Origin of the sequence: Geodermatophilus saharensis (assembly GCF_900188205.1) — a bacterium.
In the GTDB taxonomy this organism is placed as follows: domain Bacteria; phylum Actinomycetota; class Actinomycetes; order Mycobacteriales; family Geodermatophilaceae; genus Geodermatophilus; species Geodermatophilus saharensis.
Genome location: NZ_FZOH01000002.1, coordinates 78,312 through 99,456, shown reverse-complemented (window position 1 = coordinate 99,456; position 21,145 = coordinate 78,312). Strand labels below are relative to the sequence as shown.

Below are 21,145 nucleotides of genomic sequence, written 5' to 3'. Positions count from 1 at the left end.
GTTGTGGCCGGCGCACATCTCTGTTGCAGTGAGCGGCCGAGGAGGGAGCTCATGGACCGGATGGGTCCGGCTGGGACGCTGCTGCGTCTGGCAGCCACCGTGGTGGTCGCCGGGGCGCTGGTGGCGGGTCTCCTCATCCCGTGGATCGGCGGTCCGACGGTGGCCGCCCAGCGGTCCACCGGCCTGCTCGGGGACCTCCCCACCGAGTTCACCGCGGAGACCCCGCCGGGCAACACCGTGCTGCTGGCCGCCAACGGTGAGCCGATCACGTACTTCTACCGGGAGAACCGCCAGCCGGTGGCGCCCGAGCGGATCGCCGACGTCATGAAGCAGGCGATGGTGGCCATCGAGGACGCCCGTTTCTACGAGCACAACGGGCTCGACGTGCAGGGGACGCTGCGCGCGCTGGCCACCAACATCGCCGCCGGCGGGGTGGCCGAGGGCGGCTCGACGATCACCCAGCAGCTGGTCAAGCAGACGCTGCTGCAGGCCGCCGACACCCCGGAGGAGCGGGCGGCGGCCACCGAGCAGACGGTGGGCCGCAAGCTGCGCGAGGCCCGCCTGGCCCTGGCGATCGAGGACGAGCAGACCAAGGACGAGATCCTCACCCGCTACCTCAACACCGTCTACTTCGGCTCCAACGCCTACGGCGTGCAGCCCGCCGCCCGCGCGTTCTTCGGCGTCGACGCCGCCGCGCTCACCCTGCCGCAGGCCGCGCTGCTGGCGGGCCTGGTGCAGAGCCCCACCGAGGACGACCCGTTCACCGACCCCGAGGCCGCCACCGCCCGCCGCGACGAGGTCCTCTCGCGGATGGCCGAGCAGGGGCGGATCACCCCGGAGGAGGCCGCCGCCGCGCAGGCCGAGCCGCTGGGGCTCGCGCCGGGGCCGGCTCCTCCCCGGGGCTGCGTCGAGGCCAGCGTCGGGCCGTTCGTCTGCGACTTCGTGCAGCGCTACCTGATCCAGGAGCTGGGGCTGACCCAGGAGCAGCTCGACGGCGGCGGCTACGTCGTGCAGACGACGCTGGACGTCGAGCTGCAGCGGGCGGGCGACGCCGCGGTGCTGCGCACCCTGCCGCGCGAGGACTCGCTGGCCGGCATGTTCACCGCCGTCGAGCCCGGCACCGGCCACCTGCTGGCGATGAGCGTCAACCGGACCTTCGGCTACGACCGGACCGACCCGACGCAGGAGTCCTTCAACCTCAACGTCGCCGCCAGCCAGGGCTCGGGCTCGACCTACAAGGTCTTCGTGGCCGCCGCCGCGCTGGCCCGCGGCTACTCGTCCCACTACACGCTCAACGCCCCCGACCCCTACGTCTCGCGGGTCTACAGCGGCCCCTGCCAGGGCCGCGACACCGACGGCCGGTACTGCGTGCGCAACGCCGGCCGGTACCGCTCGACGCTGGACCTGACGACGGCGCTGTACCAGTCCTCCAACACCTACTTCCTCGCCCTCGAGGACGCCCTCGGCAGCGTCGAGGAGCCGGTGCGGATGGCCGAGGCGGCGGGCCTGTTCCAGTTCAGCCCGCCGGAGCTGCCGCAGCAGATCATCGACGAGAACCGCGGCTCGTTCACCTTCGGCGCCGAGGCCACCAGCCCGTTGGCGCTGGCGAGCGCGTACTCCACGTTCGCCGCGAACGGCACCCAGTGCGACGTCGTCCCGGTGACCGCCGTCCTGGACGCCACCGGGCAGCCGGCCGTCGGCGCCGACGGCGAGCCGCTGCCGGTGGGTGACCGGTGCACGCCCGAGGCCATCCCGCCGGGCGTGGCCACGACGATGAACCAGATGCTGCGCCGGGACGTCGAGCCCGGGAACCCGGGGCAGACCGGGTCGCGGGCCTACGTCCGCGGGCACCAGATCGCCGGCAAGACCGGCACGTCGCAGGACAACTACTCCGTGGCCTTCGTCGGCTACACGCCCGAGATCACCGCCAGCGTCATGGTGCTCAACCCCAAGCAGAACGAGGACGTCGGCGGGTTCGGCGGCGGCAAGGGCGCCACGATCTGGCACGACGCGATGGAGCCGATCCTCACCGCCCGGGGCAGCGGGGAGTTCCCGCCGGCCGACGAGACGGTGCAGAACGGCAACACCCGCCCGGTGCCCGGCTGCGGGGGCGTGCGCGCCTGCGAGCGGGCCCTGCGCGAGGCCGGCTTCACCCCGCAGACGCTGCGGGTCGACAGCGACGAGGCGGCCGGCGCCTTCCTCGGCACCAGCCCGCCGCGCGGTGCCCGGGCGGTGCCCGGCCAGGTCGTGTCGATCCTGGTGAGCAACGGCAGTGACTACGTCGAGCCGGAGCCCGACCCGGCTCCGGCGCCGGCGCCGGACCCCGCGCCCGCTCCCGAGCCGGAGCCGGCACCCGAACCGGCCCCGGAGCCGGAGGCGCCGGCTCCCGAGCCCGAGGCCCCGACGGAGCCCGCCCCGCCCGCGCCCGAGGTGCCCCCCACGGCGCCCGCGGAGCCCGCACCCGCGGCGCCGCCTCCACCCGTCGAGCCCCAGGTCCCCCCGGAGTGGGGCGGCGCGCCGGCCGCGTGACGGCGGCCGAGCCGCTCGTCGAGTGACTGGGTGAGCAGCCACCCGGCCAGCAGCACCAGGTGCAGCAGGAACAGCCACAGGCCGACGGCGACCACGGCCCCGACGACGACCAGGCCGCCGAAGGGCGCGCCCAGGTCCAGCGGCAGGGACAGGAACACCACGAAGCCCTGCAGGAAGCCCGACAGGCAGGCCGCGGTGAACAGTGCCCCGCTGGTGAGCGCGCCCCAGCGCAGCTGGCCGCCCGAGACCACGCCGAACCCCCACAGCACCGGCACGGTGAGGACGAACAGCACGGTGTAGTAGCCGACGGCGAAGCGGCCCAGTGCCGCCCCGGCGCCGTCCTCACGGGCCAGGTCGGCCATCACCCGGGCGGCCAGCAGCACCGGGTAGAGCAGCAGCGGCGTGGCGACGACCAGCGGCAGGGTGAGCAGCCGGCCGCGCCAGCCGGTCAGGTTCTCCCGGCGCTGGCTGAAGCGCAGCAGCGCGCGGCGCAGCCCCTCGCCGTAGAAGGTCAGCGGGACCAGCGCCAGCACGAAGCCCAGCAGGTCCAGGTGGGTGCCCGCCTCGACCAGCCGCTCGACCGCCTCCGGTGCGCCCAGCGGCGTGGGCAGCAGCTCGGTCAGCCGCGCGGTGAGCGCGCGCACCTCCTCCGCCGAGGTCACCAGCGCGGTCAGCCGCACCGCGACCAGCAGCAGCGGCACCACCGCGATGCCCGCGTAGAAGGTCAGGCCGGCGGAGATCAGGGCGAGGTCGCGGCCGCGCAGCAGCCGCTGGGCGCCGCGCAGCAGGGTGAGCGCCTCGGCGCGCAGGCGGGCCGCGGTCCACCTGCGTTCCGAGGTCACCCGACCATGGCACCAGTCCCCGCGGGCGCGCGCCCGTCGGGGCGGGCCGGTGCGGTGCTCAGTCCTCGGAGGTGTCGTCGGTGGTCGGCGCGTCGTTGCCGGGGTTCGGGCCGGTCTCCTGGCAGCTGGCGTCGTTCTCGTTGCTGGCGTTCTCGCTGCTGGCGTCGCAGTTGGTGGGCCCGCGGGAGAAGTCCGTGTTGTCGCCGCAGGCGGTGAGGGAGCCGAACAGCGCGAGCACGACGAGCGGCCGGGCCAGGCGCATCCGCGTGGAGGAGGACATGCCCTGACTCCTACACGCCCCGGCGGCCGGTCAAACGGGCGGGGCCCCGCGTGTCCGTAGCCGCACCAATACGGAATGTCACCGATGTGACTACACCACGGTGATTGTCACGGGCCCGTCACGCCCCTTACTGTGTGTACGTCCAACGGGGCGCTCCGTCACTGACCTGGGTGACACCCCGAGGACGCCGTCGAGCCGGTGTGCCCCTCGGGTGCGCCGGGCCGGGGACCCACCGCAGTCCTGGGGTGCAGCGCGTGTCCGCACGCGCCGGGCGAGTCCACGCCCGAACCCGTCAGCTAACCCGGTAGGCGGCCTGGGAAGAGGAGAACCACCGCGTGGCGTCCCTGCGCACGTCCGTCCCCGGCGCGACCGGCCGCCCGCAGCGTCGGCCCGGCCGCCGCGCCGCCCTCGTCCTCGCCGGGGCCCTCGGTCTCGGCGTGGCCGTCGGGGTCGTCCCGTCCGCCGCCCTGGCCGAGGAGCCCACCACGGCGGCCGAGGCCGCGCAGCTGGTGGCCGCCCGCGGGCACGACCTCGAGGTCGTCACCGAGCAGTTCAACGAGGCCCGTGAGGCGCTGGCCGCCCAGCAGGCCGCGGCCGCGGCCGCCGCCGCGTCCCTCGCCCAGGCGCAGGCCGAGGTCGACACCGCCCGCCGGCAGGTCGTGGGCATCGCCCGATCGGCCTACACCGGCGACGGCATGGGCTCGTTCCAGGCGCTCATGACCAGCGAGGACGCCGACGAGTTCGTCAACCGCGTCAGCCTCCTGCAGGGCGTCGCCGGCTACCAGGGCGAGCTGCTCGGCCAGGCCGTCGCGGCCACCGAGACCGCCACCGCCGCGCAGACCGCGGCCGCCGAGGCCGCCGCCGAGGCCCAGCGCCAGTACGACGCCGTCGCCGCCCAGCAGGCCGACCTGGAGGGGCAGATCGCCGCCTACCAGGCCGACTTCGCGCGGCTCAGCGCCGAGGAGCAGCGCGCCGCGCTGGAGGCCGCCGCGGCCGCGCACGCCGCCGGCGACCAGCGGGCCAGCCGTGACGAGGACCGGGAGGAGCCCGCCGCCGAGGAGGCCCCCGTCGCGTCCTCCGCGCCGGCCGCGGCCCCGGCTCCGGCGAGCGGTGTCGCCGGCACCGTCGTGGCCACCGCCATGGCCCAGCGCGGCGACCCCTACGTGTGGGCCGCCGCGGGCCCGGACTCCTTCGACTGCTCGGGCCTGACCCAGTACGCCTTCAAGGCCGCCGGGATCAGCCTCCCGCACTCCAGCAAGATGCAGTCGCAGATGGGCACCGCGGTCGCGAAGTCGGACCTGCAGCCCGGTGACCTGGTCTTCTTCTACAGCCCGGTCAGCCACGTGGGCATCTACATCGGCAACGGCCAGATGGTGCACGCGCCGACCTCCGGCGACGTCGTCAAGGTGGCCGGCATCGACTCGATGGGCAGCTACTCCGGAGCCCGCCGCATCGGCTGAGGAAGGCCCACCCTCGTCCCCACGCCTCGCTCCCGCTCGGCGCGGGCCCCTGGAGGGCGGCCGTTCCACGACGTCACCGGGGTCACACCGGGACGGGGAGACCGGGGACGGGGTGCCGCGTTGGTCCCCGCGGAGCTGCCGCCGACGCCTGAGGACCGCGCACCGATGAACCCCCGCACCGTCGCCACCGCCTTCCGCGCCGTCGCCGTCGCCGAGGCGCTGTCGTGGGTGGGCCTGCTCGCCGGCATGTACGTCAAGTACGTGCCCGAGACCTCCGAGGTCGGCGTGCAGGTGTTCGGGCCGGTCCACGGCGCGGTGTTCGTCGCCTACGTCGTCGTCGCGCTGGTCGCGTCCCGGGTGCTGCGCTGGTCGCCGTGGACGACGCTGCTCGCGCTGGCCGCATCCGTCCCGCCGCTGGCCACCGTGGTGTTCGAGCGCTGGGCCGGCCGGACCGGGAGGCTCGCGGCACCCGCGCGGGCCTGACCTACCGTTCCGGGCATGCCCGAGCCCGTGCTGCCCGCCACCGCCCGCACCCTGCTGGCCCGCACCGCCCGCGTGCAGCGCGACGGCCGGGCGCCGAGCCTGGTCGCCGGCGTCGTCCGCGACGGCGGGCTCGCCTGGTCGGCCGGCCGCGGCGACGTCGACGAGCCGCACACCGACGTCCAGTACCGCCTGGGCTCGATCAGCAAGACGGTCACCGCGGTCGTGGTGCTGCGGCTGCGCGACGAGGGCCGGCTCGGTCTGGACGACCCGCTGGACCGGCACGTCCCGGGCACGCCGCTGGGCGACCGGTCGATCGGGCAGCTGCTGTCGCACCTGGCCGGCGCGTCGGCCGAGAGCCCCGGCGGCTGGTGGGAGCGGGTGCCCGGCGGCTCGCTGGCCGACCTCGCGCTCACCGGCGGCGACGTCGTCCTGGGCGAGGCCCGGCGCTTCCACTACTCCAACCTCGGCTTCGGCCTCCTCGGCGAGCTCGTGGCCCGGCTGCGCGGCCGGCCGTGGGACGACGTCGTCACCGCCGAGGTGCTGGCCCCGCTGGGCATGACCCGGACGACGCCGCGCCCGTCGGGCCGCGCCGCGCAGGGGTACGCCGTGCACCCGTGGGCCGACGTCGTCCTGCCCGAGCCCGAGCACCACGCCGGGGTCATGGCCGCCGCCGGGCAGCTGTGGGCCACCCTCGCCGACCTCGGCCGCTTCGCCGCCTTCCTGCTCGGCGACACCGGCGACGTGCTGTCACCGGCGACGCTGGAGGAGATGGCGGTGCCGGCCGGCGTCGACCCGTCGTCGCCGGCCTGGTCGGCGTACGGGCTGGGGCTGCAGGTGCTGCGGGTCGACGGCCGCACGCTCACCGGCCACGGCGGCTCGATGCCGGGGTTCCTCGCCGGGGTCTTCGTCGACCGCGAGGAGGGCACCGGCGGGGTCTCCCTGGCCAACACCACCAGCGGGCTGGACTCGGCGCTGGTCCCGGGCCTGCTCGCCGACCTGCGGGCCGCCGAGCCGCGGGTGGTCGAGCCGTGGCGCCCGGCCGGATCCCCGGTGCCGCTCGAGCAGCTCGGCGTCTGGTACTGGGGGCCGTCGCCGCTGGCCCTCCGGGCGGTGGCCGGCGGGCTGCTGCACCTCGGGCCGCTGCCGGGACGGGCCGGGCGGTCCAGCCGGTTCCGGCGCCGCGACGACGGCACGTGGGTCGGGCTGGACGGCTACTACGCCGGCGAGACGCTGCGGATCGCCGCCGACCACCTCGACCTGGGCACGTTCGTGTTCACCCGCGAGCCCTACGACCCCGCCGCGCCCGTGCCCGGCGGCGTCGACCCCCGCGGCTGGGCGGTCCCCTGAGCGGGCACTTCCGCGGAAGTGCACGGGTCTACGGGCGGTCGAAGGCGTCCATGGTGGTCTTGACGACGGCGCCGTAGGCCAGGTGCGGCACCACGTCGGCGGCCCAGTCGGCCGCCGACCAGGTGCGCGGGTCGGTGACGCCCAGCACCGTCATGGGCCCGTTGGCGGCCACCAGCACCGCGAGCGTGGTGAGCAGCGTGCCCACCAGCGGCTGCGACCGGAACCCCGACGCCCGCAGCAGCCCGACGCCGACCCCGACCCCGACCCCGGCGACCAGACCCGTGATCGGGCCCAGGCCCTGCACCCGGTTCTGCCGGTGCTCCTCGTCGCCCGGGATGGGCACGTGCGCCTTCTCGGCGAGCCTCTCCACCGTCTGCTCGGGCGTGGAGCTGGTGCCGCGCCCGCGGACGGTCATGTCGAGGTAGGTGACGGCGTTGAGCGCGGTCGACCCCGCCGCCCCCGCCGCCGCGCCGCGCAGCGCCCAGCCGAGGGTGCTGATGCCCCGCTTGCCCTTGCCGAACGTCCCCACGGGGGTGCGCTTCGCCATGGGCGGCGCCCTACCCGTCGCGCTCACCAGCGCAAACGGGCGCATGCTGGAGAGGTGGACGACGTCGGCGCGGCCCTCGAGCGGGCGATCGGCGCGCTGCTCGACGTCCGCGCGCCCGGCGCCACGATCTGCCCGTCGGAGGCCGCGCGCGCCGTGGACCCGGAGGGCTGGCGGGAGCTCGTGCCGCGGGCGCGCGATGTCGCCGGGCGGCTCGCCGAGCGGGGCGAGGTCGAGGTGACCCAGCGCGGCGCGGTGGTCGACGTCGCCACCGCCCGCGGCCCGGTCCGGATCCGGCGGGTCAGCCGCTGACCGGCAGCGGCCGGGCCAGGAACGCCGCGAGCAGCCGGGCGGTGCGGTCGACGGTGCAAGAGTGGAGCGGCTCGAGCTCGCGCCGGACGACGTCGCGCACCGACTCCTCCTGCCCGCCGGGGCCGTAGGTGCGCAGCGGCTCGTCGAGCAGGACGGGCAGCGGGGTCGGGGCCTCGGAGGTCACCCGGGCCCCTCCTACCCGGACGCCGGCTCCTCTCCCGCCGCACGCCGCAGCAGCGGGTCGACCCGGTGGTCGACGTAGCGGCGCAGCGCCAGGGCGGTGTCGGTGCGCTCCACCCCGGGCAGCGCGAGCACCTGCTCGGTCAGCCGCCACAGGTCGTCGGCGTCGACGGCGACCACGCGCACCAGCAGGTCCGCCGCGCCGGACAGCGCGGTCACCTCCAGCACCTCGGGCATCGCGGCCAGCGCGGCGGCGACCTCCTCGAGGCCGCGCTGCACGACCTGCACCGTCACGTAGGCGCTGAGCCGGTAGCCGAGGGCCTCCGGGCGCACGCGCGAGGCGAAGGGGGCGAGCAGCCCGCCGGACTCCAGCCGGGCCAGCCGCGCCTGGACGGTGTTGCGGGCCAGCCCGAGCTGCTGGGAGAGCGCCAGCACCGTGGCCCGCGGGTCGGCGTCCAGCGCCTGCACCAGCCGGGCGTCGGTGGCGTCGAGGCGCTCGGGACCGGCAGGCACGGCGCCAGTCTGGCACGTGCCGGCCGCCCGGGAAACGCATCCTGCTCAATCCACCGTGGCGGCCTTGCGCATCCCGATCGGGGGGTGGTGTGCTCCCTACCGGCGGGGGACGTGTCACGATGTGTGAGTGGAGCCACAACCCCGGCGCCACAGGACGTCCAGCACCGCGACCGGCCGGTGACCCCGGCAGCGCGGACGACGGCGAGGAGCAGCGCGTGAGCGTGTCGAGCGCGACCACCGAGATGGTCGACCCCGTACCCGGGGCGGCCGCGCCCCACCTTCCGCAGCAGCCCGACCTGGTGCAGCTGCTGACCCCCGAGGGCGAGCGGGTCGAGCACCCCGACTACCCGCTCGACGTCTCCGCCGAGGAGCTGCGCGGCCTCTACCGCGACCTCGTGCTGGTCCGCCGCTGGGACGTCGAGGCCACCGCGCTGCAGCGCCAGGGCGAGCTGGGCATCTGGGCCTCGCTGCTGGGCCAGGAGGCGGCCCAGATCGGCGCCGGCCGGGCGATGGCCGACGGCGACATGGCCTTCCCCACCTACCGCGAGCACGGCGTGGCCTGGACCCGCGGGGTCGACCCGCTGCACGTCATCAGCCTCTTCCGCGGCGTGGACAACGGCGGCTGGGACCCGATCGCCACCGGCTTCAACCTCTACACCGTCGTCATCGGCGCGCAGTGCCTGCACGCCACCGGCTACGCCATGGGCCTGCAGCGCGACGGCGCCGAGACCGCGACGCTGGCCTTCCTCGGCGACGGCGCCACCAGCCAGGGCGAGGTCAACGAGTCCTTCATCTGGGCGGCGAGCTTCTCCGCCCCGGTCGTGTTCTTCTGCCAGAACAACCAGTACGCGATCAGCGTGCCGCTGGAGCGGCAGTCGCGGGTGCCGCTGTACCAGCGCGCGGCCGGCTTCGGCTTCCCCGGCGTCCGGGTCGACGGCAACGACGTCCTCGCCGTCCTCGCCGTCACCCGGGCCGCCCTCACCGCCGCCCGCGAGGGCCAGGGCCCCACGTTCATCGAGGCCTTCACCTACCGGATGGGCGCGCACACCACCTCCGACGACCCCACCCGCTACCGGCTGGCCAGCGAGCTGGAGGAGTGGAAGCTGCGCGACCCCATCGCGCGGGTGAAGGCCCACCTCTCGCGCACCGGCATCGCCGACGCCGACTTCTTCGACGCCGTCGAGGCCGAGGCCGACGAGCTGGCGCAGCGCATCCGCTCGGGCACCACCGAGATGACCGACCCGCCGGGGACGGCCATGTTCGACCAGGTCTACGCCGAGCAGACGCCGCTCGTGGCCGCGCAGCAGGCGCAGTTCGAGGCCTACCAGGCCTCCTTCGAGGGGAGCGAGCACTGATGGCCGAGACGCTCACCATCGGCAAGGCCCTCAACCTCGGCCTGCGCCGCGCGCTCGAGGACGACGCGAAGGTCGTCCTCATGGGCGAGGACATCGGCCGCCTGGGCGGGGTCTTCCGGATCACCGACGGCCTGCAGAAGGACTTCGGCGAGGACCGCGTCGTCGACACCCCGCTCGCCGAGGCCGGCATCCTCGGCACCGCCGTCGGGCTGGCCATGCGCGGCTACCGGCCGGTCTGCGAGATCCAGTTCGACGGGTTCGTCTTCCCCGCCTACAACCAGATCGTCACGCAGGTCGCCAAGATCCACGCCCGCTCCCGCGGCCGGCTGCCGATGCCGATCGTCATCCGGATCCCCTTCGGCGGCGGCATCGGCGCGGTCGAGCACCACAGCGAGAGCCCGGAGGCGTACTTCGCGCACACCCCGGGGCTGAAGGTGGTCGCCGTCAGCAACCCGGCCGACGCCTACTGGGGCATCCAGCAGGCCATCGCCTCCCCCGACCCGATCGTCTTCCTCGAGCCCAAGCGGCGGTACTGGGAGAAGGCGGAGGTCGACACCGAGGCCACGCCCGGCCCGCTGTTCGCCTCGCGGGTGGTCCGCGGCGGCGACGACGTCACCGTGCTGGCCTACGGCCCGATGGTGAAGACGGCGCTGCAGGCCGCCGAGGCCGCCGCCGAGGAGGGCCGCTCGCTGGAGGTCGTCGACCTGCGCACCCTCTCGCCGCTCGACCTCGACCCGGTGTTCGACTCGGTGCGGCGCACCGGGCGCTGCGTCGTCGTCCACGAGGCGCCGGTGACCCTGGGCCTGGGCTCGGAGATCGCCGCCCGGGTGACCGAGACCTGCTTCCACTCCCTGGAGGCGCCGGTGCTGCGGGTGGGCGGCTACGACACCCCGTACCCGCCGTCGAAGCTCGAGGAGGAGTACCTCCCCGACCTCGACCGTGTCCTCGACGCCGTCGACCGCGCGATGGAGTTCTGACCGATGGCACTGCGCCAGTTCAAGCTGCCCGACGTCGGGGAGGGCCTCACCGACGGCGAGATCCTCCAGTGGCTGGTCTCGGTCGGCGACTCCGTGACGGTCAACCAGCCGCTGTGCGAGGTCGAGACCGCCAAGGCCGCCGTCGAGCTGCCCTCCCCCTACGCCGGCACGGTGACCGAGCTGCTGTTCGAGCCGGGCACCACCGTCGACGTCGGCACGCCGATCATCACGATCGACACCGGCGGGGACGCGCCGGCGCCCGCGCCGGCCGGGGACGGCGCCGCGCCGGCGGCGGAGTCCGCCGAGCCCGCCGCCGGGCTGATCGGCGGGGCGGCCCCGGGCGGGCGGACGGCGGTGCTCGTGGGCTACGGCCCGCGGAACACCGAGGCCCGCCGCCGGCCGCGCCGGGCGGTGCACGACGCGCCGGCCCCCGTCGGGGCCGACTACGGCTCCGGCGGTCAGGACCGGCCGCCGCTGCTGGCCACCGCGCCCGACGCCACCGTCAAGCCGGTGCGGCACGGCGGGCTCGAGGTGGGCCGGCAGGCCGAGGCGCACGCCCGCGCCGAGGCGGCCGCCCCCTCCCGGCCCGTCTCGCCCGGCCACGGGCGGGTGCGCCCGCTGGCCAAGCCGCCGGTGCGCAAGCTGGCCCGCGACCTCGGTGTCGACCTGGCCGCGCTGACCGGCAGCGGCGCCGGCGGGGTCATCACCCGCGAGGACGTCACCGCCGCGGCCGCCGGCCCGCGGACCGCCCCCGCGCAGGTCGAGGAGCAGGCGCCCGAGCAGGTCCTCGAGCAGGTCCCCGACCTCGCGGCGGTCCCGACGCCGGCCGCCGCCCCGGTCGCCGGCGAGCGGGTGCCGGTCAAGGGCGTGCGCAAGGCGACGGCGGCGGCGATGGTGGCCAGCGCCTTCACCGCGCCGCACGTCACCGAGTTCCTCACCGTCGACGTCACGCGGATGATGAAGCTGCGGTCGGAGATCGCCGCCCGGCCGCAGTTCGCCGGGGTGAAGGTCAGCCCGCTGCTGTTCGTCGCCAAGGCGCTGCTGCTGGCCGCGCGCCGGCACCCGATGGTCAACAGCTCCTGGGACGAGCAGGCGCAGGAGATCGTCGTCCACGGGCAGGTGAACCTCGGCATCGCCGCGGCCACCCCGCGCGGGCTGATCGTGCCCAACGTCAAGGGCGCCGACCGGCTGTCGATGGCCGAGCTGGCCGCGGCGCTCACCGAGCTGACCGAGACCGCCCGCGCCGGGCGCACCGCGCCGGCCGACATGACCGGCGGGACGATCACGATCACCAACGTCGGCGTGTTCGGCGTCGACACCGGCACGCCGATCCTCAACCCCGGCGAGTCGGCGATCCTCGCCTTCGGCGCCGTCCGCGAGATGCCGTGGGTGCACAAGGGCAAGGTGCGGGTGCGGCAGGTGACCCAGCTCGCGCTGTCGTTCGACCACCGGGTCATCGACGGCGAGCTCGGCAGCCGGTTCCTCGCCGACGTGGGCGCCCTGCTCTCCGACCCCCGGACCGCGCTGGCCTACTGAGCGCACGACCAGCGGGCCCTGCCGGATCTCCCGGCAGGGCCCGCTGGCGTTCCCGGAGGGGTCAGGCCCGGCGGTCGAGCTGCCCGCGCAGCAGCAGCCAGCCGACGACGGCCAGGTAGGCGCCCACGGGCACCCCGCCGCCGGTCTGGGACAGGAACAGGAAGACCGGCGTCACCAGCGGCAGCAGCGCGACGAGCGGGCGCGACACCCGCCGCGAGCGCCACAGCGCGACCGCCAGGGCCAGCGAGCCGAGGAACCACAGGGCGTTGGCGACGAGGGCCACGGCGGGGAAGAAGGACAGGTCCTCGCCGTTGACCGCGCTCGAGAGCATGCCGCCGCTGAGCAGCACGGTGCCGGCCGAGGCGGCGACGGCCGGCCAGCGGGTGCCGGCCAGCGCGGCCAGCCGCAGGTAGAGCACCGGCAGCGCCCAGAGCATCAGGCTCGTGGCGACGAGCAGGGCGGCGGTGCGCGGGTCGATCGCCGGGTCGGTGTCCTGCGGGTACAGCACCTGGGTGACGCCGACGGCGACGGAGATCCCCGCGGCGACGAGGGCCGCGGCGCCGGCCCGGGAGTCGGGCGGGGAGCCGGCCGGGGCGGTGGCGGGGGTGGGCAGCGTGGTGGTCACGAGAGCTCCTCGGGTGCAGGGAGTCGCCTGGTCAGGCGGTCGCCGAGGACGCTAGGGACGGCGGGGACCGGCCGGCATCGGCCTGCGGTCCACATCCGCGCCGCGGCCGGTCGCGACCGCGGTGTCGACCATCGTCGAACCCCGTGTCGCCCCGGGGTGGACGCGCGACCGCGCCGGTGACCCGTAGGTTCGGCGGCCGTGACCACGACCGCCGGGGCCGCCCGGCACCCCGCCGTCGCGGCGGCGTCGGTGCCCCGCTGGACCAGCGGGCTGGACCTCGCGGTCGCGGCCGGGCTCGCGCTGTGGGGACTGGTGGAGGTCGCCCTCTCCCCGGGGCTGGCCCCCGTCCCCGGCGCGCTGTTCGTCCTGGCCGCGACCCTCCCGCTGGCGCTGCGCCGCCGTTTCCCCGGGACGGTCACCGCGGTGGTCGCGGCCGCGCTCGTCGTGCACGCGGCGACCGCGGAGCCGGCGGCGACCTTCACGCCCTTCCCGAGCCTGCTGCTGGCCGCCTTCACCGTCGCGGTGCACGTCCGCTCCCTCCCGGCGGCCGTGGGGCTGGGTGTGCTTCCGGTGGCCGCGATGGGGGTGGCCGGGCAGCTCGGCTACTTCGGCGTCGAGGCCGCCCGGCCGCGCTCGCTGGTGCTGCTGCTCTTCTTCGTCGCCGGCGCCTGGACCGGCGGGCGCGTCGTCCACCACCGGGCGCTGGCGGCGCTGCGGGCCGAGGAGGACTCCGCCGCCGCGGCCGGCGAGGCCGTCGCGCTCGAGCGCGCCCGCATCGCCCGCGAGCTGCACGACGTCGTCGCCCACTCGGTCTCCGTCGTCGTGCTGCAGACCGGCGCCGCGGAGGCGTTCGTCGTCCGCGACCCCGACCGCGCCCTGGCGCACCTGGGCATGGCGCGGCGCACGGCCGCCGAGGCGATGCGCGAGATGCGCCACCTGCTCGACGTGCTGCGCGAGGGCCATCCCGACTACGCCCCGCAGCCGGGGATCCCGCGGCTGGCCGACCTCGTCCGCGACGCCCGCGACGCCGGCCTGGACGCCGAGCTGACCGTGGACGGCGACGTCGACGCGGTGCCCGACGGGCCCTCGCTGGCGGTCTACCGGCTGGTGCAGGAGTCCCTGACCAACGTGCTCAAGCACGCCCCGGCCGCCCGTGTCCGCGTGCAGGTGGCCGCCGACCCGCAGGAGGTGCGGCTGGTGGTGCGCGACGACGGCGGGCACCGCGACCGCGGGGTGCCCGCCGCCCCGGGCGGTGACCTCGCCGACGGCGGCGGCGGGCACGGCCTGCCGGGGATGCGCGAGCGGGTGCGGGTCTACGGCGGGTCGCTGACCGCGGGCGCGGTCGAGCCGGCCGGCTGGGAGGTCCGCGCGGTGCTGCCGCTGGTGGGGCCGTGAGCGCGCCGGGCCCGCTGCGGGTGGTCGTGGCCGACGACCACGCCCTGGTCCGGTCGGGGATCGCCGGCGTGCTGGAGGGCGCGGGGCTGGAGGTGGTGGCCGAGGCCGCCGACGGCCAGGAGGCCGTGGAGCAGGCGCTCGCCCACCGGCCCGACGTCGTCGTCATGGACGTGCGGATGCCGCGGACCGACGGCATCGAGGGCACCCGGCGGCTGCGCCGTCTCGCCGAGCCCCCGCAGGTGCTGGTGCTGACCACCTTCGACCTCGACGAGTACGTGTTCCGCGCGCTGGAGGCCGGCGCCGCCGGGTTCCTGCTCAAGGACGCCCCGCCGGAGCGGCTGGTCGAGGCGGTGCGGGTCGTGGCCGCGGGGGAGGCGCTGCTGGCGCCGGTGGTGACCCGGCGGCTCATCGAGCGCTACCTGGCCTCGCCGCCGCCCACGGCGGGGCCCGACCCGGCCGCCGACCTCAGCCCGCGCGAGCGCGAGGTGTGGCTGCTGCTGGCGCAGGGCCTGTCCAACACCGAGATCGCCGCCGCGCTCGTCGTCACCGAGGCGACGGTGAAGGCCCACGTCACCCGGCTCCTGGCCAAGCTCGGGGTGCGCGACCGGGTGCAGGCGGTGGTCCGCGCCTACGAGAGTGGCCTGGTGCGCCCCGGGCGCCCAGGATGACCGGGTGACCGACCTGGACCGGCTGCTGGCCTTCGCCGCGCGCTCGCGGCTGCCCGGCGGTGGCTTCGGCTACCTCGGCTCGGACGGCACGGTCGAGCCCGGCCGGCCGCAGGAGACCTGGATCGTCGCCCGGATGACCCACGTCTTCGGGCTCGCCGCCCTGCTGGGCCGGCCCGGCGCGGAGGAGCAGGCGGCCGCCGGGGTGGCCGCGCTGCGCGGGGGGCCGCTGCACGACGGCGCGCACGGCGGCTGGCACAGCACCGAGGACGACGACACGAAGGCGGCCTACGTGCACGCCTTCGCCGTCCTGGCCGGGGCGACGGCCACCACCGTCGGGGTCGAGGGCGGGCGCGCGCTGCTCGACGAGGCGCTCCACGTGTGGGACCGGCGGTTCTGGGACGACGCCGAGGGGCTCGCCGTCGAGGAGTGGACCGCGGACTGGTCCCGGCTGTCGGACTACCGCGGCGCCAACGCCAACATGCACGGCGTCGAGGCCACCCTCGCCGCGGCCGACGCGCTGGGCGGCGCGGGGGCCGACCGGTTGCGGCAGCGGGCGTTGCGCAGCCTCGAGCGGGTGGTGCACGGGTGGGCGCGGGAGCGGGACTGGCGGCTGCCGGAGCACTTCACCGTCGACTGGACGCCGCTGCCCGGCTTCAACCGCGACCGGCCGGCCGACCCGTTCCGGCCCTACGGCGTCACCGTCGGCCACCAGTTCGAGTGGGCACGGCTGGCCCTGCACGCCCGTGCGGTCCTCGACGACCCGCCGGCCTGGCTGCTCGAGGACGCCGTCGCGCTGTTCGACGCCGCCGCGGTGCGGGGCTGGGCGGCCGACGGCGCGCCGGGTTTCCCGTACACGCTCGACTGGGACGACCGCCCGGTGGTGGCCGCGCGGATGCACTGGGTGCTGTGCGAGGCGGTCGCGGCCGCGACCGTGCTGGCCGCCGTCACCGGGGAGACGCGCTACGGCGAGCTGGCCAGCACCTGGCGGGCGCACGGCGAGGAGCGGTTCGCCGACCCCGCCACCGGCAGCTGGCACCACGAGCTGACGCCGTCGGGGGAGGTGGCCACGGGGACCTGGACCGGCCAGCCCGACGCCTACCACCTGGCGCAGATGCTGCTGCTCGACGGCCGGCCGGTGCGGGGGAGCGTGGCCGCCGCGCTGCGGTGAGCGGTGTGTCCGCTCCCGCGGGGAGGGGTAGGGCGAGGTCACCGCAACGACATCCCGAGCAGCGAGGAGCGTTCCCGTGGCCAGCGTGCAGGAATCCGTCGACGTCGACGTCCCGATCCGTGTCGCCTACGACCAGTGGACGCAGTTCGAGTCGTTCCCGCAGTTCATGGGCGGCGTCGAGCGCATCACCCAGGTCGACGACACGCACACCCACTGGATCACCAACATCGACGGCGTCAAGCGCGAGTTCGACGCGGAGATCACCGAGCAGCACCCCGAGGAGCGGGTCGCGTGGGCGAGCACGGGCGGTGACGCCAAGCACGCCGGGGTGGTCACCTTCCACCGCCTCGCCGACGACAGGACCCGCGTGATGATCCAGATCGACTGGGAGCCGACCGGCGTCGTCGAGAAGGTCGGCGCCGCGCTCGGCTTCGACGACCGGCAGGTCAAGGCCGACGCCAAGCGGTTCAAGGAGTTCATCGAGAGCCGCGGCGGCGAGACCGGTGCCTGGCGGGGCGACGTCCCGCGCCCCGACCAGCGCTGAGCGCGCCGGCGCGATGACCAGGTGAGCTGATCGTCGCGCGGTGTGGACCCCGGACGGACGACGGCGCCCGCCCCTCTCTCGCGGAGGGGCGGGCGCCGTCGGTGTGCGGGCTGCGCTACTCGGCGTCGAGGTCGGCGGCCACCATGCCGGCGATCTGCTCGACGACGGCCTGGTCGTCGCTGGTGACGGTGACCTCGGCGCCCTTCTGGGCGCCCAGCGTCATGATCATCAGCGGCGAGCCGGCGTCGACGGGGTTGCCGCCGGGGGTGGCCAGGGTGACCGGGACGCCGGCCTTGCCCACGGCCTCGGCGATGAGCGCGGCCGGGCGGGCGTGCAGGCCGACCCGGGAGCCGACGGTGACGGTCTGACTGGGCATTCGACGTCCTCGCTTCTCGGGGTATCGGTGGGTGTCGGGGTCGAGCCTGCCCTGTCAGGCGCGAGCGGGCGCGCTGACGGTGGAGGCGGGGGCGGCGTTGTGGGCGTGGGCGAGGTCGACGGCGTCCTCGGGGACGGCGTCGGCCTTCTGGCGGCCGATGCTCTTGGCGACGGTGACCGCCAGGCCGGCGACGACCATGCCGGCGATGAGCGCCAGGACGAACACCAGCACGTTGTTCATCGCGAAGAACACGAAGATCCCGCCGTGCGGGGCGCGCAGCTCGACGCCGGAGGCGGCGACGATCGCGCCGGTGGTCGCACCGCCGAGCATCATCGAGGGGATGACCCGCAGCGGGTCGGCCGCCGCGAACGGGATGGCGCCCTCGGAGATGAACGACAGGCCCAGCAGCCAGGCGGCCTTGCCGTTGTCCCGCTCGGCCGGGGTGTAGAGCTTCGGCCGGATCGCGGTGGACAGCGCCATCGCGAGCGGGGGCACCATGCCCGCGGCCATGACCGTGGCCATGATGACCAGCGAGCCGCTGGTCTGGGAGGCCAGGCCGGCGGTGGCGAACAGGTAGGCCGCCTTGTTCACCGGGCCGCCGAGGTCGAAGCACATCATCAGGCCGAGGATGATCCCCAGCAGCACCGCGGAGGTGCCGCTGAGCCCGTTGAGCCAGTTGCCCAGGCCCTCGACGGCGGCGGCCAGCGGGCGGCCGAGCACCGCCACCATCAGCCCGCTGGAGATCAGCGTGGCCAGCAGCGGGATGATCACGACCGGCTGCAGCCCCCGGACGCCGGTGGGCAGCCGCCACGAGGCGATCCAGCGGGCCACCAGGCCGGCGAGGATGCCGCCCACCAGGCCGCCGATGAAGCCGGCGCTCATGGTCACCGACACGGCGCCGACGACGAAGCCGGGCGCGATGCCCGGGCGGTCGGCGATCGCGTAGGCGATGTAGCCGGCCAGCGCCGGGACGAGGAACCCGAACGCGGCCTGGCCCAGCACGGTGCACAGGGCCCCGAGGTAGCCCAGGAAGCCGTCGTTGAGGCCCTCGAGGGGTGCCGCGGAGGGCAGGTCGAGGAAGGAGTTGTTGAGCACCCAGCTCAGCGCGAAGCTCTGGCCCTCGACGTCGGGGTTCGGGTTGACGATCTGGTACCCGCCGAACAGGAAGCCCAGCGCGATGAGCAGCCCGCCGGCCGCGACGAACGGGATCATGTAGCTGACGCCGGTGAGCAGCCAGCGGCGGATCTCGGTGGCGGTGCTCGGCCGGCCCGCGGGGGCGGCCGCGGCGGCGCCGGCCGCTCCGCCGCCCGGCACGCGGCGGGCGTTCGGGTCGTCGGCGGCGGCCAGCGCCTCGCGGATCATGACCTCGGGCTCGTTGATCGCCCGCTTGGTGCCCGACTGGACGACCGGCTTGCCGGCGAACCGGTCGCGGTCCCGGACCCCGACGTCGACGGCGAAGATCACCGCGTCGGCGTCACGGATGACCGCCGGGTCCAGCGGGGTGGACCCCGAGGAGCCCTGCGTCTCGACGGCGAGGTCGACGCCCTCGGCCTGCGCGGCCGCGGTGAGCTTGTCGGCGGCCATGTAGGTGTGCGCGATGCCGGTGGGGCAGGCGCTGACCGCGACCAGCCGGCGGCGGGCCGGGGCGGACTCCGGCGCCGGGGCGGTGGCGGGGACGGGGGTGCTGGTCGCCGCGGTGGCGCCGGTGGCCGGCGTGGGAGAGACGACCTCCTCGACCAGCGCGACGACGTCGGCGGGTGTGGCGGCGGCGCGCAGCGAGGCGACGAAGTCCGGCCGCACCAGGGCCCGGGCCAGCGCCGACAGCAGCGTCAGGTGGTCGGCGTCGCCCTCCGCGGGCGCGGCGATGAGGAACACCAGGTCGGCCGGGCCGTCGGCGGCACCGAAGTCGACGCCGGGCGCCAGCCGGGCGAACGCCAGCGACGCCTGGGTGACCGCGGCCGAGCGGCAGTGCGGGATGGCGATGCCGCCGGGCAGCCCGGTCGCGGCCTGCGCCTCGCGGGCCAGGGCGTCACCGGCGAGCGCCTCGGCGCCGGTGGCCCGGCCGGCGTCGGCCACGAGACCGGCCAGCCGGCGGACGACGGCGTCCTTGTCGGAGCCGAGATCGGCGTCGAGGACGACCAGCTCTGGGGTGATCAGTGCTGACATGACGGACCTTCCGGGGCGTCAGGGGACGTCCCGGCCGGCGGCCGGGACGGGTTCGGGGGAGGGGACGGGCAGGCCGGGGGTGACGGGGACGGCGGCCGGGTCGACCAGCTCCGGTGTCGGCACGGCCGAGCCGGGCAGCGCCGCGGCGGCCGAGCCGGTGGCGACGGCGCGCCGCAGCCGCTCGGCGGCGGGCGCGCCGGCCAGGTCGGCCAGCAGGTGCCCGGCCAGGCTGGAGTCGCCGGCGCCGACGGTGCTGCGGACGGCGATCCGCGGGGCGCGCGCCGACCACACCTCGCCCGCGGCGGTGGAGAGGACCGCGCCGTCGCCGCCGAGGGTGAGCAGCACCTCGCCGACGCCGCCGTCGTGCAGCCGCGCGACCGCGGCCGACAGCGCCGCGGGGTCGGCCAGCAGTGCGGCCTCGGGGGTGCCGGTCACCTGGGCCAGCTCCTCGGCGTTGGGCTTGAGCAGGTCGGGCGCGGCGTCGGGGCCGGCGGCCAGCAGTGCCCGCAGCGGCGCCTCGGAGGTGTCGACGGCGACCCGCGCGCCGGTGCCGCGGACGGCGCGGACCAGCTCGGCGTACCAGTCCTCGGGCGTGTCCGGCGGCAGCGAGCCGGACAGCACGACCCAGCGGGCGCCCGCGGCGGCGGCGGCCACGGCGGCGGCGAGCGCGGCGCGCAGGCCGGCGTCGAGCGGAGTGCCGGGCTCGTTGAGCTTGGTGGTGGTGCCGTCGGGCTCGGTGAGGGAGTAGTTGGTGCGCACCGGGGCGCCGGTGGGGACGGTGACCAGCGGGAGCCGCAGCGCGTGCAGCGCGGTGACCAGCGGGTCGGTGGGGTCGGCGGGCACCACGGCCAGGGCCTCGGCGCCGGCCGCGGCCAGCGCGCGGGCGACGTTGACCCCCTTGCCCCCGGGCTCGGTGGAGCTGACGCCGAGGCGGGCCACCTCGCCGCGCAGCAGGGGGCCGGGCAGGGCGAGGGTGCGGTCGAGGCTGGGGTTGGCCGTCAGCGTGACGACGCGGCCGCCGCTCACGCGATCACGACCTCGACGCCGGCGTCCTCGATGCGCCCGACGACGGCGGGGTCGGCCTCGCCGTCGGTGACCACCACGTCGACGTCGTCGAGCGCGGCGAAGCGCACGAGCTGCTCGCGTCCCAGCTTGCTGCTGTCGGCGAGCACGACCACCCGCTGGCCGGCCCGGACCATCGCCCGCTTCACCGAGGCCTCGGCCTCGTCAGGAGTGGTCAGGCCGTGGCCGGGGGCGATGCCGTTGGTTCCGAGGAAGGCGACGTCGGCGCGCAGGTCGGCCAGGGCGCGCACGGGCGTCTCACCCACCGCGCACTGGGTGAGCCCGCGGACCCGCCCGCCGAGCACGTGCAGCGTGAGGCCGGCGACGGTGGCCAGCCGGGCGGCGATCGGCACCGAGTTGGTGGCGACGAAGAGGTTGCGGTCGGTCGGCAGGACCTCGGCCAGCGCCGCTGTGGAGCTGCCGCCGTCGAGCAGGATGCTGCCACCCGGGCCGGGCAGCAGGTCCAGCGCGGCCGCGGCGATCTTCCGCTTGGCCTCCGCCCGGGTGCCGTGGCGCTCGGCCAGCGCCGTCTCCACCAGGCTCAGTGCCGCGGCCGGCACCGCACCACCGTGCACGCGGCGCAGCACGCCGGCCCGCTCCAGGACGGCGAGGTCGCGGCGGACGGTCTCGGTGGTGACGCCGAAGTGCTCGGCGACGGCGGTGACCGCGATGCGGCCCTGCTCGACGACCAGCGTGGCGATCGCCTGCTGTCGCTCCTCGGCGTACACGTCCACCTCGCTCCATCCGGTGCATGGCTGCCCGATCGTGTGGGGCGCCACTTGT

General features: G+C 76.1%; 21 protein-coding genes, 1 pseudogene and 1 riboswitch. Of the genes and pseudogenes, 12 read left to right on the top strand and 10 right to left on the bottom strand.

What is annotated here, in order from left to right; all coding sequences use genetic code 11:
• Positions 1–51 precede the first annotated feature (51 nt).
• On the top strand, positions 52–2,529 hold the full coding sequence (locus CHC04_RS04695) for a transglycosylase domain-containing protein (RefSeq protein WP_089402759.1): 2,478 nt from the start codon (positions 52–54) through the stop codon (positions 2,527–2,529).
• A 23-nt stretch (positions 2,530–2,552) separates the two neighbouring features.
• On the opposite strand, the pseudogene CHC04_RS24735 reads toward CHC04_RS04695, so the two are convergent.
• Positions 2,553–3,371, bottom strand: a pseudogene (locus tag CHC04_RS24735) (YhjD/YihY/BrkB family envelope integrity protein); the annotation flags it as partial.
• 58 nt (positions 3,372–3,429) lie between these two features.
• Positions 3,430–3,651 (bottom strand): hypothetical protein, encoded by a 222-nt coding sequence (locus CHC04_RS04685; RefSeq protein WP_089402758.1) that lies wholly within the window; start codon positions 3,649–3,651, stop codon positions 3,430–3,432.
• A gap of 191 nt (positions 3,652–3,842) precedes the next feature.
• Positions 3,843–3,979, top strand: a riboswitch (cyclic di-AMP (ydaO/yuaA leader).
• Between the two features lie 7 nt (positions 3,980–3,986).
• Here CHC04_RS04685 and CHC04_RS04680 point away from each other — a divergent pair.
• From CHC04_RS04680 to CHC04_RS04670, 3 genes are all read left to right on the top strand, one after another.
• Positions 3,987–5,111 carry a C40 family peptidase gene (locus tag CHC04_RS04680; RefSeq protein ID WP_245816993.1) on the top strand — a complete coding sequence of 375 codons (1,125 nt, stop codon included), beginning with the start codon at positions 3,987–3,989 and terminating at the stop codon, positions 5,109–5,111.
• 165 nt (positions 5,112–5,276) lie between these two features.
• Positions 5,277–5,594, top strand: a complete 318-nt coding sequence (locus CHC04_RS04675) for a DUF3817 domain-containing protein (RefSeq protein WP_089402757.1) — start codon at positions 5,277–5,279, stop codon at positions 5,592–5,594.
• A gap of 15 nt (positions 5,595–5,609) precedes the next feature.
• On the top strand, positions 5,610–6,941 hold the full coding sequence (locus tag CHC04_RS04670) for a serine hydrolase domain-containing protein (protein ID WP_089402756.1): 1,332 nt from the start codon (positions 5,610–5,612) through the stop codon (positions 6,939–6,941).
• Positions 6,942–6,969: 28 nt separating this feature from the next.
• Here CHC04_RS04670 and CHC04_RS04665 read toward each other — a convergent pair whose 3' ends face one another.
• Positions 6,970–7,488: a hypothetical protein gene (locus CHC04_RS04665; protein ID WP_089402755.1), complete on the bottom strand. Its 519-nt coding sequence runs from the start codon at positions 7,486–7,488 to the stop codon at positions 6,970–6,972.
• A gap of 54 nt (positions 7,489–7,542) precedes the next feature.
• On the opposite strand from CHC04_RS04665, the gene CHC04_RS04660 reads away from it, so the two are divergent.
• A complete protein-coding gene (locus CHC04_RS04660; protein ID WP_089402754.1) occupies positions 7,543–7,797 on the top strand; it encodes a DUF3253 domain-containing protein in 255 nt (84 codons plus the stop codon).
• Here the strand turns inward: CHC04_RS04660 and CHC04_RS04655 are convergent.
• Together CHC04_RS04655 and CHC04_RS04650 are read right to left on the bottom strand one after the other, a co-directional pair.
• On the bottom strand, positions 7,787–7,981 hold the full coding sequence (locus CHC04_RS04655; protein WP_089402753.1) for a hypothetical protein: 195 nt from the start codon (positions 7,979–7,981) through the stop codon (positions 7,787–7,789). The two genes, CHC04_RS04660 and CHC04_RS04655, sit on opposite strands and share 11 nt — an antisense overlap.
• 11 nt (positions 7,982–7,992) lie before the next feature.
• Complete coding sequence (locus CHC04_RS04650) at positions 7,993–8,490, bottom strand: Lrp/AsnC family transcriptional regulator (RefSeq protein WP_089402752.1); 498 nt, start codon at positions 8,488–8,490, stop codon at positions 7,993–7,995.
• 215 nt (positions 8,491–8,705) lie between these two features.
• On the opposite strand from CHC04_RS04650, the gene pdhA reads away from it, so the two are divergent.
• From pdhA to CHC04_RS04635, 3 genes are read left to right on the top strand one after another with little or no spacing between them, the layout of a single operon-like run.
• Positions 8,706–9,845, top strand: coding sequence for a pyruvate dehydrogenase (acetyl-transferring) E1 component subunit alpha (gene pdhA, locus CHC04_RS04645; RefSeq protein WP_217897177.1), 1,140 nt, complete (start codon positions 8,706–8,708; stop codon positions 9,843–9,845).
• On the top strand, positions 9,845–10,822 hold the full coding sequence (locus CHC04_RS04640) for an alpha-ketoacid dehydrogenase subunit beta (RefSeq protein ID WP_217897176.1): 978 nt from the start codon (positions 9,845–9,847) through the stop codon (positions 10,820–10,822). The genes pdhA and CHC04_RS04640 overlap by 1 nt, the downstream gene beginning before the upstream one ends.
• A gap of 3 nt (positions 10,823–10,825) precedes the next feature.
• Complete coding sequence (locus CHC04_RS04635; protein WP_089402751.1) at positions 10,826–12,358, top strand: dihydrolipoamide acetyltransferase family protein; 1,533 nt, start codon at positions 10,826–10,828, stop codon at positions 12,356–12,358.
• A gap of 61 nt (positions 12,359–12,419) precedes the next feature.
• On the opposite strand, the gene CHC04_RS04630 is transcribed toward CHC04_RS04635, so the two are convergent.
• Positions 12,420–12,983 (bottom strand): hypothetical protein, encoded by a 564-nt coding sequence (locus tag CHC04_RS04630; protein ID WP_089402750.1) that lies wholly within the window; start codon positions 12,981–12,983, stop codon positions 12,420–12,422.
• A 198-nt stretch (positions 12,984–13,181) separates the two neighbouring features.
• On the opposite strand from CHC04_RS04630, the gene CHC04_RS04625 reads away from it, so the two are divergent.
• The 4 genes from CHC04_RS04625 to CHC04_RS04610 all read left to right on the top strand — a co-directional run bounded on the left by CHC04_RS04625 (position 13,182) and on the right by CHC04_RS04610 (position 16,758).
• Positions 13,182–14,378 carry a sensor histidine kinase gene (locus tag CHC04_RS04625; protein ID WP_089402749.1) on the top strand — a complete coding sequence of 399 codons (1,197 nt, stop codon included), beginning with the start codon at positions 13,182–13,184 and terminating at the stop codon, positions 14,376–14,378.
• Entirely contained in the window at positions 14,375–15,046 is a 672-nt protein-coding gene (locus CHC04_RS04620; RefSeq protein WP_089402748.1) for a response regulator, read from the top strand. The genes CHC04_RS04625 and CHC04_RS04620 overlap by 4 nt, the downstream gene beginning before the upstream one ends.
• 4 nt (positions 15,047–15,050) lie before the next feature.
• Entirely contained in the window at positions 15,051–16,214 is a 1,164-nt protein-coding gene (locus tag CHC04_RS04615; protein WP_089403316.1) for an AGE family epimerase/isomerase, read from the top strand.
• A 76-nt stretch (positions 16,215–16,290) separates the two neighbouring features.
• On the top strand, positions 16,291–16,758 hold the full coding sequence (locus CHC04_RS04610; RefSeq protein ID WP_089402747.1) for an SRPBCC family protein: 468 nt from the start codon (positions 16,291–16,293) through the stop codon (positions 16,756–16,758).
• Positions 16,759–16,873: 115 nt separating this feature from the next.
• Here the strand turns inward: CHC04_RS04610 and CHC04_RS04605 are convergent, their stop codons facing one another.
• From CHC04_RS04605 to CHC04_RS04590, 4 genes are read right to left on the bottom strand one after another with little or no spacing between them, the layout of a single operon-like run.
• Positions 16,874–17,134, bottom strand: coding sequence for an HPr family phosphocarrier protein (locus CHC04_RS04605; RefSeq protein WP_089402746.1), 261 nt, complete (start codon positions 17,132–17,134; stop codon positions 16,874–16,876).
• 54 nt (positions 17,135–17,188) lie between these two features.
• Complete coding sequence (locus CHC04_RS04600; protein ID WP_089402745.1) at positions 17,189–19,300, bottom strand: PTS fructose transporter subunit IIABC; 2,112 nt, start codon at positions 19,298–19,300, stop codon at positions 17,189–17,191.
• A gap of 18 nt (positions 19,301–19,318) precedes the next feature.
• Positions 19,319–20,326 (bottom strand): 1-phosphofructokinase family hexose kinase, encoded by a 1,008-nt coding sequence (locus tag CHC04_RS04595; RefSeq protein WP_089402744.1) that lies wholly within the window; start codon positions 20,324–20,326, stop codon positions 19,319–19,321.
• On the bottom strand, positions 20,323–21,096 hold the full coding sequence (locus tag CHC04_RS04590) for a DeoR/GlpR family DNA-binding transcription regulator (protein WP_245816992.1): 774 nt from the start codon (positions 21,094–21,096) through the stop codon (positions 20,323–20,325). The genes CHC04_RS04595 and CHC04_RS04590 overlap by 4 nt, the downstream gene beginning before the upstream one ends.
• Positions 21,097–21,145: the final 49 nt, after the last annotated feature.

Coding starts and splice junctions, on each gene's coding strand:
- CHC04_RS04695 (WP_089402759.1), top strand. CDS start 52: ATGGACCGGATGGGTCCGGCTGGGACGCTGCTGCGTCTGGCAGCCACC.
- CHC04_RS04670 (WP_089402756.1), top strand. CDS start 5,610: ATGCCCGAGCCCGTGCTGCCCGCCACCGCCCGCACCCTGCTGGCCCGC.
- CHC04_RS04600 (WP_089402745.1), bottom strand. CDS start 19,300: ATGTCAGCACTGATCACCCCAGAGCTGGTCGTCCTCGACGCCGATCTC.
- CHC04_RS04640 (WP_217897176.1), top strand. CDS start 9,845: ATGGCCGAGACGCTCACCATCGGCAAGGCCCTCAACCTCGGCCTGCGC.
- CHC04_RS04685 (WP_089402758.1), bottom strand. CDS start 3,651: ATGTCCTCCTCCACGCGGATGCGCCTGGCCCGGCCGCTCGTCGTGCTC.
- CHC04_RS04665 (WP_089402755.1), bottom strand. CDS start 7,488: ATGGCGAAGCGCACCCCCGTGGGGACGTTCGGCAAGGGCAAGCGGGGC.
- CHC04_RS04605 (WP_089402746.1), bottom strand. CDS start 17,134: ATGCCCAGTCAGACCGTCACCGTCGGCTCCCGGGTCGGCCTGCACGCC.
- CHC04_RS04675 (WP_089402757.1), top strand. CDS start 5,277: ATGAACCCCCGCACCGTCGCCACCGCCTTCCGCGCCGTCGCCGTCGCC.
- CHC04_RS04635 (WP_089402751.1), top strand. CDS start 10,826: ATGGCACTGCGCCAGTTCAAGCTGCCCGACGTCGGGGAGGGCCTCACC.